This window comes from Rhodococcus sp. KB6, assembly GCF_001445685.1.
Taxonomy (GTDB): Bacteria; Actinomycetota; Actinomycetes; order Mycobacteriales; family Mycobacteriaceae; genus Rhodococcus_F; species Rhodococcus_F qingshengii.
This window is the reverse complement of the sequence record NZ_LNAK01000008.1, coordinates 1-12,359: the sequence shown is the minus strand read 5'-3', so window position 1 is coordinate 12,359 and position 12,359 is coordinate 1. Positions and strand designations below refer to the sequence as shown.

Below are 12,359 nucleotides of genomic sequence, written 5' to 3'. Positions count from 1 at the left end.
ACGGTGAACGAATCGCCCGTCGTCGTACTGCTCGATCCTTTGCGGCCGCATGTCTTTCCGCTGGAGGCGCTCCCGTTCCTGTCCGGCGCGATCGATATCGACCCGGACGTCCCCGACTCGGTACGCGGCGCACTGCCGGCCACGACACCCGGCGCCGCGGTGACTGTGATGATGGACACCGCCGAGCCGAAGATCGCGGCGTTGTCTGCCGCTGGGGTAAAGATGATTCGCGCCGAACCCATTCACGGCGATCGACTGGTGGAAGCGGCGTCGATCATGGACCGGTTGTGGAATCGCGGCGGTTGGGAGTCGACCCAGACGCACGAGAGCCTCTCCGTTTACCTCGTCGAGGAGACCTACGAGGTACTCGACGCGATTCGAAGCGACGACGAGAGCGATCTTCGGGAGGAACTCGGAGACCTGTTGCTTCAGGTGTTGTTCCACTCGCGGATCGCTCAAGCACACGGTGTTTTCGAATTGGACGACGTGGCCGGTGCATTGATCGCGAAACTCGTGCACCGCAGCCCGCACCTGGTCAGTTCCGGGGCGGTCGACATCGCTGAGCAAGAGCGGGCGTGGGACGCTTTGAAGGCTGCCGAGAAGGCTCGCGCGTCATCCATGGACGGCATCGCTCGGTCGCAGCCGCCGTTGCTCCTCGCCGAAAAAGTACTGAGCAGGGCCGCCAAAGCTGGTGTGATCGAAAGCGCCGATGAAGCTGATCTGGAAGCTCTGATCGAGCAGTGCCGACGCGCCGACACTGCACTCCTGGGCGCCCTGGACATGCTGATCGCCGACATTCGGATTCGTGAGGGAAGACGTCTCGAAGACGTGGAGGATTAGCCCTCTTTGACGTAATTGCCCGGTAATCACCTGGCAATCGGAAAATAGCTTGGGCTTGGTGAGTGCAGTTGAAACAAACCTAAGGTATGTTTACGTACGAAATGAGCAACACAGGGTCGTTTTCTTGCATGAATTGGCCTTTGATCGGCGGTTATGTAGGGGGGTCCGATGACGGTTCATTTCTGCACTGCGAGGAGCGAGGTACGGCAACCGGCGGGGTGTTGCCGTACCTGGACGCTCGCGGTGGCTACCGATCAGCGATCCCCCAAGCCGTTCGATCCGCTGACGCCGTTCGTATGACAAGAAAGACTGATGGCAAATGAGCGTTCATGCTGAGGTGGAGAGCCGGTCGGCGGTATCGCAGGATTCCGCTCATGTCGGAACAGACTGGCGCCGGGCATACCGGAAGCGGATCGCAGTGAGCGATTCGATCACGGTCCTGTTCGTGATCGCACTCGCTCAGATCGGCAGTATGTGGCCGCATCCCATCGAGTGGCTGACACCACTTAAAGTGATCGCGTCTGCAGCGTTGGGCGGACTGTGGATGATCGCCCTCGCACGGGGGCGTAGCCGTCATCAGGCGATGCTGGGCGAGGGCAGTGACGAGTACGAGAAGGTACTGCTCGCTACCGGCCAGGTCTTCGGAGTAGGCGCATTGGCCGGGATCATTCTGGGCGTGGGAATTGCGCGAAGCTACCTCATGATCGCACTGCCCGTCGGACTCGCTGCGCTGCTTCTCGGACGCTACCTCTGGCGACGCGACATTCGAAAGAAGCGTGCGATCGGGGATTGCCGTAACTCGGTGCTGTTGGTCGGTGGACATGCGTCCGTCGTTGCTACTACGCGTGCCTTCGTGCGGGAATCCTCGGCAGGCTACGACGTTGTGGGAGCGTGCATTCCGCGTCGGGCGACCGCGTTGGACGATCACATCGTTGTCGACGGAGCAGCAGTCCCGGTAATGGGCAACGAGTTCGAGGTAGTCGAGGCGATGCGCGCAAGTGGCGCAGACACCGTCATCGTAACCGGGACCGAAGACCTCGGACAGGTGGGCATTCGCAAACTGATGTGGGACCTCGAAGCCGAGGGCGTCGACATGGTGGTTTCACCGGTCGTGGCCGATGTGTCGAAGGCTCGCTTGATGTTTCGCCCTGCGGCGGGACTCCCGTTGATTCACGTTGCGCGGCCGCGCTACCAGGGCGCGAACCGGCTTGCGCCCGCTGTGTTCGACGCGGTGTTCTCGATGCTGATGATCCTCCTCGTGGCGCCGGTCATGCTCGCCGCTGCCGCTGCAGTCAAGTTCACGTCGAAAGGCCCGGTGTTCTACAAGGCGGAACGCATCGGCCTCAACGGGAAACCGTTCCCCATGTTCAAGTTTCGTACCATGGTGGAAGGCGCCGATCAGCAGGTTGTCGATCTGATGGGGGACAACGAAGGCGCCGGAGGTGTGTTGTTCAAGATGCGTGAGGATCCACGAATCACGTCCGTCGGCAAGATCCTTCGTCGATTGAGTATCGACGAGCTACCGCAGTTCTTCAACGTCATTCGCGGAGAGATGAGCGTTGTCGGCCCACGGCCGCCATTGCGTCGCGAGGTCGAGATGTACGACGACGAGGTTGCCCGGCGCCTGCTGGTCAAGCCTGGCATCACCGGTCTCTGGCAGGTAAGTGGTCGCAGTGATCTCTCCTGGGAAGAATCTGTTCGTCTCGACTCTTCCTACGTGGAGAATTGGTCTGCGGCGCAGAATATCTCGATCATCAGCAGGACCGTATCCGCAGTGCTCAGGAGCGACGGAGCGTACTGACCGGACAGAGGCAGTCAGCATTCCTGGAACTGGGCGCGAACATACCCGGCGGTTTGCCACACATAGTTCGCGGCCCAGACCCAGATCGGAAGTGGTCGGGGGTCCGCGACTACGTCGATGTCACCGTCCCAGCAACGGTTGATGATGTAGCGACTGCGAGAGACATGGGGAACGAAGGTCACAACGATGACACGCTTCCATCCCTGTGCCTCGGCGCGACGCCGAATCTCCTGTCCTTCACCACGCGTGGTCGACGGATCTGGCTTGAAACAGCTGACCTCGAAGTCGTAGGTTCCCTCGCATATTGCGGTGATCCTCGGATCATTGCTTCGATACGGATTCGAAAAGATGATCTGGGGCGCGTAGCCCTGCTCGGCCAAGGACAGTCCGTATTCTTCTCTGCCGTCGTGATCACCGCCGAGAACAACTATCGCGTCGGCCATTTCGGGTGTGTCGATCACCGGATCGACGTAGACCGGCCAGCCGGCGGCAGTGATTGCAGTAAGTCCGCCGACAATCCCGCTGAGAACGAGTACGCGTCGACGGACCTTGGGGCGAGTGGATTTCACAATTACTTCCTGTAGTGCAGATGTGGGAGCCGCTCAGAGCCCGTACTGGGTTTCGAGCACCGCACGAACGGCAGGCATTCCTAGTCGTTCGCGAGCAACATTTCGCGCGCGGGCGCCCATCTCTGCAGCGGCGACGGGATCCTTCAAGAGCGACGAGATCGCCGCGGTCACTGATTCGGTGGCGTCATCGGTCACGAGGCCACACCGACCATCCCGGATCAGTGGTGCGAGGCCGCACGTGTCGGTGACGACTACGGGCAGTCCAGCGGCCATCGCCTCGAGTACAGACATCGGGAACGGTTCGTTCACGGAGGGCAAGACATATACAGCGGCTTGACGAAATCGTTCGGGAGACTTGTCGAACGGTAGTGGGCCTTCGTACTGGATGCAATTGCTATGTCCGGAGCGTTCGATCAGTCGGTTGACGGCTTCTGCTTCACCCTCATCCGGTCCGACTATCGAAAAGCGCGCCGTGTGTCCGCTGTCCAACAACTCTTTTGCGGCTTCGACGAAGACCTGGGGTCGCTTTCTTGCCTGTAGTCGTGCGAGGTAGAGGACCTCGGGCGGGTCGCAACTGTTGACTGGCCGTGACTCGAGGTCTTCGGCCTCGGGGATCCCGTTGTTGAGTTCCACCAAGTTGACGCGACTGTCTCCGACAACAGACTGCAGGTCTGTGTGCTCTCGTTCGGTCAGATAGAACACTGTCCGTGCTCGTTTGAGGACCGGGATCGTGAAAGCAGCGTCCAACGGCCTTGCCAGCAATTTGTCTGTCTCGTCGATCATCCCGTGAGTTTGTGCGAAAACTGGAATACCGTATGCAAGAGCCAATTTCGCGGCAGGAAGGGTCACCAGGTCACGCGCGAGATGAATGTGCACGACGTCGAATTCTCGGACGTGCTTGCGAAGCCACACAAGCATCGACGGCGCGCCGATTCCCGCGTACCCGATTTTGGGGATCACGGTTCGCGCCGGAAACAATTGCAGAGCGATACCCTGCTCGCGTGTCGGTGGCACCGCGTATCCACGCTCACCCGCGGCGATAGTTACGTCATGCCCATTGTCCTGCAATGCTTTCGACTGATTTAGGGCGACCCTGATAGGCCCTCCGTAGGCGGCGTCCGGTGAGAAGAGAGTGACGATCTGCAGTATCTTCATCGTGCAGCGCCGGCCCGTGGCGCCAACATCGTGGCTCCGGCGGAAACATCGGACGTCACCAAAGCCGTCGCGCCGACGATTGCGTTGTCCCCGATCGTTACACCGCGGAGTATCGTCGCACGGGCGGCGATCCATGCTTGGTCACCGATGGCGATGGGAGCATTGTCGAACTCGAATGTGGGACTTCGGTGATCATGACTGCCCGTACACAGGAGGACATCCTGCGAGATAGCCGTATTCGCCCCTATCGTGACGGGTTCGAGATTGAGTATCCATGTTCCCTCGCCGATCCACGAGTCTGCTCCGACCGTCAGTTTCCACGGCCAGTGGATACGGACGCGGTGTCGAATCAGGACCCCGTCGGCGATGTCGGCACCGAACCGCCGGAGAACTGCAACGCGTACTCCATTGGGGCACCACCAATGAGAAAGCAGCACACCGGAAATCGCGAGCCAGGAGATTTGAACCAGCGGGCCGCGTCCCTTGTCGTATCCTGCACCGGTGAACCCGGACAGAGTGCGGTTTGTGCTCACAGTCGGACCGCTGCAGACGAATCCCGTACGTGCTCGCGATACCAGGCTACGGTCGACTCGATGCCCTCGCGGGTTGAGATCTGTGGTTTCCAACCGGTGGCCATCAATGTGGACACGTCGAGTAGTTTGCGCGGTGCACCATCGGGCTTGCTTGTGTCCCAGTCCATTCGGCCTTCATATCCCACTGCTTCGGCCACAATATTTGCGAGCTCTTTAATGGTTTCGTCGTGACCGGTACCGACGTTGACATGCCCGGACTCGTCGAAGGTGTCAAGTAGGTGAAGGAGTGCATCGGCCAAGTCGTCCACATGGAGGAATTCTCGACGTGGGCTCCCCGAACCCCAGTTTGTGACTGATTCAATTCCCTCGTTCTTGGCTTGGTCGAGACGGCGGATCATCGCAGGAAGTACGTGCGAAACATTCTCCGAGAAGTTGTCGCCGGGTCCGTACAGGCTTGTCGGCATCGCCGAGATCCAGGGCAACCCGAACTGCCTACGAACAGCCTGGACCTGGATGATTCCCGCAATCTTGGCGATCGCATATGCGTCGTTGGTCGGTTCGAGATGGCCGTTCAGTAATTGATCTTCTCTGATCGGCTGTGGCGCCAGGCGCGGGTAGATGCACGAGGACCCGAGGAACAGCAATCGGCGCACGCCGTGCCGCAGCGCTGCGTCGAGCACATTGGTCTGGATCTGAAGGTTGTCGGAGATGAAATCGACCGGATACGTGTTGTTCGCGACGATTCCTCCGACCTTCGCGGCAGCCAAGACGACGCACGACGGTTTGGCGGCTTCGAAGAAGGCGAATACGTCTGCTCGGTTTCGCAGATCGAGTTCGGCAGATGTGCGGCCGATCAGGTCGGTGAAGCCACTCTGTTCGAGCTTGCGCCAGAGCGCGGATCCCACCAGTCCCTTGTGTCCGGCGATGTAAGTCGGGGCGCTGCGATCAAGAGGTGCAATCGATTTCGTTGTGATCATGAGAGCGAGATCTTCCAATCAGGGAGATGCGGCGTGTCGATCCACGGTGTGCCGGCATGCGCCAATGCTGCGATGTCGGCGTCCATCATGATTCGAGCCAATTCTGGGGTCTGTACTGTCGCTTTCCAGCCCAGTTTGTCCTCGGCCTTGCCTGCATCGCCGACCAGAGCGTCCACCTCTGTGGGGCGAAGGTAACGAGGATCGAATTTGACGTACTTCTGCCAGTCGAGACCCACATGTTCGAATGAGGCCACGACAAAATCTTGGACCGTGAAGTTTCCTCCAGTGGCCAACACGTAGTCATCTGGTTCGTCGACTTGAAGCATCCGCCACATACCCTCGACGTACTCGGGTGCGTAGCCCCAGTCCCTGACCGCGTCCAAATTGCCCAGGTACAGGGAATCTTCGATCCCGGCCTGGATTCGCGCGACTGCACGCGTGATCTTTCTCGTGACGAATGTTTCACCGCGGCGGGGTGACTCGTGATTGAAGAGGATCCCGTTCACCGCGTGAATTCCGTAGGCCTCGCGATAGTTCCTGGTGACCCAGTACGAGTACACCTTTGCAGCGCCGTACGGCGACCGCGGATAGAACGGGGTGTCCTCGTTCTGTGGAGGCGGACTGGCTCCGAACATTTCCGAACTCGAAGCCTGGTAGAAGCGGCACTGCAATCCCGTCATGCGGACTGCTTCGAGCAAACGAATAGACCCGATTCCGGTTGTGTTGCCTGTGTGTTCGGGCTCGTCGAAGCTGACCCGCACGTGCGACTGCGCAGCGAGGTTGTATACCTCGTCTGGTGCGATCTTCGACAGGAGCGTGACGAGTCGTGCGCCGTCGGACAGGTCACCGTAGTGCAAGAACAGCCGTGCGCCCAGTTCGTGAGGGTCCTGATAGAGGTGATCGATGCGTGACGTGTTGAAAGTTGATGCGCGTCTGATCAATCCGTGAACTTCGTAACCTTTGGCCAACAACAGTTCTGCCAGGTAGGAACCGTCCTGTCCGGTGATCCCTGTGATGAGTGCGCGTTTGGTCATCGAGCGTCAGCTGCCTTGTCTATGTTCGTCGTCTTCAGATCCGAGTCGAGATGTGTGAGGTTTTGTTCCGAGCAGCTCGCGTACTAACTGCGGCCGGCCACCAGCTCGCGGATCCACTTTTCGCATTTGTCGATGGACGCGGTTTTGCCAACCGAGGTGGCGCAGTAATGGACCCCGGCGGCACCAAGTCTGGCGGAAGTCTCCGCGTCGCCCGCGAGTTGTAGGGCTGCAGAGAGCAGGCCTGCGGGATCACCGTTCTGAGTGACGACCCCAGCACCGGAGGCACGGATCTCGTCGGCAGTCGTAGATGCCACATCGGTTGCGGCGACAATCGGGGTACCGCTGCTGAAATACGACGTCAGCTTGCTCGGCACTGCCATCCCGACGATCCCGGGTGCCTCGTTGACCAGTAAAACGTCGGCGGCGGCCATGGCAGTGCGGAAATCCTGGTCGTCGAGTGGGCGGACGAAGTCGATTCGATCGACTCCGACTGCCGCGGCTTCGAGGTTCGGTCGCTGATTGCCGTCACCGACCAGAACGAATCGGATTGGCAGACTCTGCTCGTCGGCGAGTCGAGCGGCCTCGACGACATTTTCCAGACCTTGTTTCACGCCCATGTTTCCGGTGTGCAGAACAATGGTTTCGTCAGGCGACCAACCGAATTTGGTGCGTGCGGCGGTGAGATCGTCCACATCGATCGGCGTCACGTGCGTCCAGTTCCGAACCACTGTGACTCGTTCGCGTGGGACGTGAAGTTCGTTGACGACATGGTCGACGAAACGGTCATGGACGACGGCGATTCCGTCGGCGGACTTCACGACAGCCGCCTCGAGCCTGGACGTTGCGCGGGCACTGCGGCCTGTCATCGCACCGGTCTCCACGACGCCTTGACCGTACAAGTCGTGTACCCAGACCCCGATGGCCGGACGTTTGGGTGTCAGCCGAGCACGTCCGAGGACCATCGCAGTGGCCAGCAATGCCGGACTGGTGCACACGATTACGTCAGGTGTGTTCCATCCGGAACTGGCGGCACGTGCGCCGAAACTCAGCTCCATCTTGATTCGTCCCAAGGCATTCGGTGGGCTGGGCACGAAGTGGCGGCGTCGGTGAACGTGAACGCCGTTCACGACCTCGTCGATCGACCGTCCATGGTAGGAAGCGTCGATTTCCCACGCCGGATAGTGCGGGTACCCGGTGACGACGTGCACCTTGTGCCCGCGCTCGCCGAGGGACTCGGCAAGGTCCGTCATGTACGGGGCTATCCCCGTGGTTTCCGGCGCGTAGTTGATGCCGAGAATCGTGATGTTCAGCGATTCGACGGGACCACGATTGGATAACTCGAAAGTCGCGGAGACGTCACCAGGTTTGTCGTGCATCTGGTCGATCTGGGTGCTGATGACGAACCTCCAGTTGGTAAACTGCGCTTCAAACAGTCAAATGGTTTGGTTTACGCTATTTAAGCCCTATTTCCACGGTTTATCAACTGGTCTCATGTCGTGCTTCGATCGCCGGGAGCGATGTTGCTGCATCAGATGGAGGCGAGCCTGTGCGCGCGTAGTGTTAACCAGCAGGTTGCAACAGGGTGATGGATGGACTGGCCTCGTTGGGCAATTTCGAATGTGGCGGAGCGCACTGGCGGAAGGCGGAGATTTCGATCCGGCCGCGGGTTCCCTCGGAGGTTCTGCAAACTCGCTGAAACCGGCGCACGGTTGTTTTGCCGCGAACGAAGGGAAATTGGTCGGTGAGGATTGAATTTCGGGCACACGTGATCGTGGAGGGATGAAGTGAAGGTCGATCCGCTGGCAAGCACGTACTGCTGTCACGCGCAGGAGTCCTTCGGCCCAGTCGATAGAGCTGGTGTCGTAGCCGTTGTCAACGAGTGGATCTCGGAGACTTTCGAAGCGGGTATCGGGGTCTTCCCCCTGATTTTCGAGATGCGTACCGCTGGTGAGGGTTCGCCTACTGCCTCGTTACACGGACTGGGTGCCGTCGAAGGAATGCGCGTGGCCGACGTGTCTTCGGCGATAGGCGTCGAGGTATTCGACCGGACATTGTTCAAGTATTTCAATGCGCGACGATTCAGTGACCCTCGCGAGATCACGGTCGTCGTTGCACGCAACATGATCGGCCTGATCTATTCACACATGTTTGGTGACGAGACGGTCTTCATGCCGAAATCAGAACGACTCTTTCTTGCGTTGTCGGGTCTGGATCCGGCGCTTGGTCCGCGCTCTCCCGCTGTGCGCAGATTGTCGAAGCGTCGGATCGTTGCTGCCGGGCTTTTGATGGCGTCGACCAATCCCTTGATTGCCGCGACGTCCCTGAGGCGAATCCTCAGTGGTACAAGTATGTTCCAGCGTGAGGTGGTGAGTCGGCGGGCATCGGGAAACGCAATCTCGTCCTCGGCCGTATCCACGGAACCTGTTCGCGGGTGGTGGCTCTCCGTTCGTTTGGTTGCAGCACCTGGAACCCGTGTGCCTTCCGTGTATTTCTATTGCGCAGTGCTCGCGGCTCTGGAGTGCGGCCCCGACGTCACTCATCACGTGGTTGTCGACCTGCGATCGGCATCGCCCCTACTGGCGAGGACAGGGGGGAATGCGTTCAGTCACATTCCTTTCCGGGCAGATTGGACAGCTAGTAGTCCCCTCGAAGTGGCTTCGCAGGTTCGGTCGAGGATTCGCTCCGGCGAGGCGCTCGTCCGGCGTGCTGCTGGGGAGTTGGTCGGACGGCGCAATAGTCGGTCCCGGGCCGACCCTGATGGCGTGGCGTCCCCGATGGTGCTTGCAACTACAATGTCGTGTTTTCGGGTGCCCGGTGATCGAGATCATGCGTTCAGTGGTGGTGATCTGGCGTTCGCGAGGGGAATGCAGACACTCGAGCCGGCAGTTCTCGCGTCCAACATGCGCACGACGGGCCGCTACGCCGACTGTACATACAGCCATTCGGGCAATTTCGTCGATCTCGAGAAGATGCGTTCGGCCGTCAACGCTGCGGCCGCCTACCTCGGGCTTCGAATCGCGGTCAACACTGGCTCGCACTTCGACTAGAGAAGGTTCGTCTGGAGGAGGTTCTCTCTCTGGAGGAATGCACGAAGGCAACCCCGGCTACTTCGCAGTAAACAATCCTATAGACTGTTTCAGGTGGACTGAGCCGACCGACGGTTTCAATTTGATCTCAGTCTGGAGACACCACGTGTGCAAGGGAGGTGGGGTCGTGGCAGGTCTGAAGCTGCGAGTGCTGTTCAGTGCGGGTGACCAAGTGCTGTCCAGCGTAAGTAACGCGTTGATTCTGTTCGCGATGGCCGGACCGTCCTCCGTCAGTGAGTTCGGTCTGGCGATCCTTGTTTTCTCCATCCTCACGGCTGCGCTCGGATTCGTTCGAGGTGCAGTTGGCACACCCCTGCTGTTGATGAGTGCCCACAGTCGCAACAGGATTCGCGCGGAGAGCAGACATGCGATCTCGGGTGCTGCCACCTTCGGAGTCCTGGTTGGGATCGTTGCCCTCGGAGTCTCGGTTTTCCTTCACGAACCGCAGGTAGGGATTGCATACGCCGTTGCCGCGCCGGTTGTTCTCGCGCAGGATGCGTTGCGGTTCACCGCGATGTCGATGGGAGAACCGGAACACGCGTTCTTCAGCGACGCGTTGTGGGCGAGTGCGGCGTTCGGTGTGCTTGTCGTGACTTGGATTCGACCAGAGGCACTTTCGATCGCAGAGATGATTTGGTTGTGGTCCGTCGCCGGAGGACTCGCACTCGTTTACCTGATGATTCGCGTACAGACGCTACCGCGACTGACTGGTCTGTATCGCTGGTGGGCGTCGTTCTGGACTCATCGAATCCGGTTCGGATTCGAGAGTGGCATCGACCAACTGGCTGCAATCGTGATCGTCGCGGTGTCCACGGCCTTCATCGGAACGGTGGCTGCCGCGTCTTTGCGCGGAGCCGTGACCGTCCTGGGGCCGTTCGCCGTGCTGATCAGTTCTCTTCCACTGATCGTCATTCCCGAATCGGTGCGGGCCGGCCATACCGCGCGCCAGGTGTGGAGCACACTGCGTTATGCAGCGTGGCTCACATCTGCGATGGCGGCAACGATCGGATTCGCCGCTCCCTTCCTTCCAGATGCACTCGGCCGAGTCGTTCTAGGAGAGTCCTGGGCCGAGGCTCGCCATGTTCTGCCGTTTCTCGGACTCGAGTACGCGGCGATCTGTTGGATAGCGGGTGTTTACAATCTCTACCGCACTCAAGGAGCCAGCGGACGACTGCTCAAGCTGCGAATTGTCCAGAGTCTCACGGCAATCGTCATCTGCAGCGCGGCCGCGGCCCTCACGGGAACCGCGGTCGGAGTCGCGATCGGGCTGGCGGTCTCGTCCGTCCTCGTTGCGGTGTGCCTGGTGGTCGCTGCCCAACGGAAGCACTCCGGCCGTGAAGACCCCGCGAGCGTGTCGTCCACTGCTGATCGTGCCGAACCAGGCGATCTGCGCCGAACACGAACAGGCGCACTGGCCGGGACGACCACGTGAAAACAATTTCCAGCGGGCGGACAAAGCCTCACGAGTTCGCGGAATTCGACGTCGGGCGGCAGGACTCGTTGATGCCACCGCTGATTGCGATCTGGACCGCGGTGATCATGGTGATCATCGTGCCTTTCGCAGTCGTCGAGTTCACTCCGACACCGCCAGGGCGTGTATGGATGGCGGTACTTGCCGTCACCACGATTTCGGGACTGCGCTATGCGTGGATTGTGGGCGAGGGCTTTCGTCGGCTCGTCGAGATGTCGTTCTGGGTTTTCACCTATGTCTTCATGGGTCTTGCCCCACTTGCCCAGCTCCGCCTGCGAGAGATTCCTCCTACGACGCCCCGAGTGGATCCGTCCCTCAACTCGACAGCGGTGGCTATCGTCCTTCTGGGAATCGGCGGCTTCCTGGTGGGATTAGTGTTCTCCGGAGCGGTGTGGCGTCGAATCAGAGACACGCGATGGGGAAACGCCACGAGCGTGCGTGTGGATCCCGTTCGGGTTTTGATTCTTGCCGGTTGCGCCCTGGTCGCCAACGCGTACTACATCAAGAAACTTGGTGTAGGGACGCTTCTGTCGAGCCGAAGTGCCGTGGTGGAGCAGGCGAGTGCGTCGCTGGGGCAATCCACGGTCGCCAGCATCATCGGCGCCGTCGCGATGATGTCTTTGCTTGTCGCATTCATCGCGGTGGTCAAATACCGTGATCAGAATCCGGGAGCCGATCGTTTGTTTCTTCTCTGCGCCATCGTGCTCGGAGCCGTGCTGTTGTTGACTTTCAATCCGATCTCGAGTGCGAGGTATCTGTTCGGTACTGCAGCACTAGCTGTATGAGGAACGGACGTTAGTTACGCGGTGCCGGCGGTAAGCGGCGGGCGGTCGTCCTCCGCGTGTTGAATGCGGTCGATGATAATTGTAGTGAACGTTCCAGATTTCCACGGC

11 protein-coding genes are annotated in these 12,359 nt (G+C 59.9%); 5 read left to right on the top strand and 6 right to left on the bottom strand.

Going from position 1 to position 12,359, the window contains the following annotated elements; genetic code table 11:
* The first annotated feature begins 3 nt into the window (after positions 1 to 3).
* Positions 4 to 840: a MazG family protein gene (locus ASU23_RS01470; RefSeq protein ID WP_030536281.1), complete on the top strand. Its 837-nt coding sequence runs from the start codon at positions 4 to 6 to the stop codon at positions 838 to 840.
* A 319-nt stretch (positions 841 to 1,159) separates the two neighbouring features.
* Entirely contained in the window at positions 1,160 to 2,641 is a 1,482-nt protein-coding gene (locus tag ASU23_RS01465; protein WP_030536280.1) for a sugar transferase, read from the top strand.
* A gap of 14 nt (positions 2,642 to 2,655) precedes the next feature.
* On the opposite strand, the gene ASU23_RS01460 is transcribed toward ASU23_RS01465, so the two are convergent.
* From ASU23_RS01460 to ASU23_RS01435, 6 genes are all read right to left on the bottom strand, one after another.
* Positions 2,656 to 3,210 (bottom strand): YdcF family protein, encoded by a 555-nt coding sequence (locus ASU23_RS01460; protein ID WP_030536279.1) that lies wholly within the window; start codon positions 3,208 to 3,210, stop codon positions 2,656 to 2,658.
* 33 nt (positions 3,211 to 3,243) lie between these two features.
* Positions 3,244 to 4,365: a glycosyltransferase gene (locus ASU23_RS01455; protein WP_030536278.1), complete on the bottom strand. Its 1,122-nt coding sequence runs from the start codon at positions 4,363 to 4,365 to the stop codon at positions 3,244 to 3,246.
* The gene (locus ASU23_RS01450; RefSeq protein ID WP_030536277.1) at positions 4,362 to 4,898 is read right to left on the bottom strand and encodes a DapH/DapD/GlmU-related protein; all 537 of its coding nucleotides are present in this window, start codon (positions 4,896 to 4,898) and stop codon (positions 4,362 to 4,364) included. Before ASU23_RS01450 ends, ASU23_RS01455 begins: the two co-directional genes overlap by 4 nt.
* A complete protein-coding gene (locus tag ASU23_RS01445; protein ID WP_007728859.1) occupies positions 4,895 to 5,875 on the bottom strand; it encodes a GDP-L-fucose synthase in 981 nt (326 codons plus the stop codon). Before ASU23_RS01445 ends, ASU23_RS01450 begins: the two co-directional genes overlap by 4 nt.
* Complete coding sequence (gene gmd, locus ASU23_RS01440) at positions 5,872 to 6,909, bottom strand: GDP-mannose 4,6-dehydratase (RefSeq protein ID WP_007728857.1); 1,038 nt, start codon at positions 6,907 to 6,909, stop codon at positions 5,872 to 5,874. The genes ASU23_RS01445 and gmd overlap by 4 nt, the downstream gene beginning before the upstream one ends.
* Positions 6,910 to 6,992: 83 nt before the next feature.
* Positions 6,993 to 8,285, bottom strand: coding sequence for a glycosyltransferase family 4 protein (locus ASU23_RS01435; protein ID WP_080712731.1), 1,293 nt, complete (start codon positions 8,283 to 8,285; stop codon positions 6,993 to 6,995).
* 408 nt (positions 8,286 to 8,693) lie between these two features.
* Here ASU23_RS01435 and ASU23_RS01430 point away from each other — a divergent pair, with 408 nt between their 5' ends.
* From ASU23_RS01430 to ASU23_RS01420, 3 genes are all read left to right on the top strand, one after another.
* On the top strand, positions 8,694 to 9,956 hold the full coding sequence (locus tag ASU23_RS01430) for a hypothetical protein (RefSeq protein ID WP_007728853.1): 1,263 nt from the start codon (positions 8,694 to 8,696) through the stop codon (positions 9,954 to 9,956).
* Positions 9,957 to 10,122: 166 nt separating this feature from the next.
* A complete protein-coding gene (locus ASU23_RS01425) occupies positions 10,123 to 11,427 on the top strand; it encodes a hypothetical protein (protein ID WP_156423046.1) in 1,305 nt (434 codons plus the stop codon).
* On the top strand, positions 11,424 to 12,251 hold the full coding sequence (locus ASU23_RS01420; RefSeq protein WP_216637109.1) for a hypothetical protein: 828 nt from the start codon (positions 11,424 to 11,426) through the stop codon (positions 12,249 to 12,251). The genes ASU23_RS01425 and ASU23_RS01420 overlap by 4 nt, the downstream gene beginning before the upstream one ends.
* Positions 12,252 to 12,359 lie beyond the last annotated feature (108 nt).

Coding starts and splice junctions, on each gene's coding strand:
- ASU23_RS01445 (WP_007728859.1), bottom strand. CDS start 5,875: ATGATCACAACGAAATCGATTGCACCTCTTGATCGCAGCGCCCCGACT.
- ASU23_RS01455 (WP_030536278.1), bottom strand. CDS start 4,365: ATGAAGATACTGCAGATCGTCACTCTCTTCTCACCGGACGCCGCCTAC.
- gmd (WP_007728857.1), bottom strand. CDS start 6,909: ATGACCAAACGCGCACTCATCACAGGGATCACCGGACAGGACGGTTCC.
- ASU23_RS01465 (WP_030536280.1), top strand. CDS start 1,160: ATGAGCGTTCATGCTGAGGTGGAGAGCCGGTCGGCGGTATCGCAGGAT.
- ASU23_RS01435 (WP_080712731.1), bottom strand. CDS start 8,285: ATGCACGACAAACCTGGTGACGTCTCCGCGACTTTCGAGTTATCCAAT.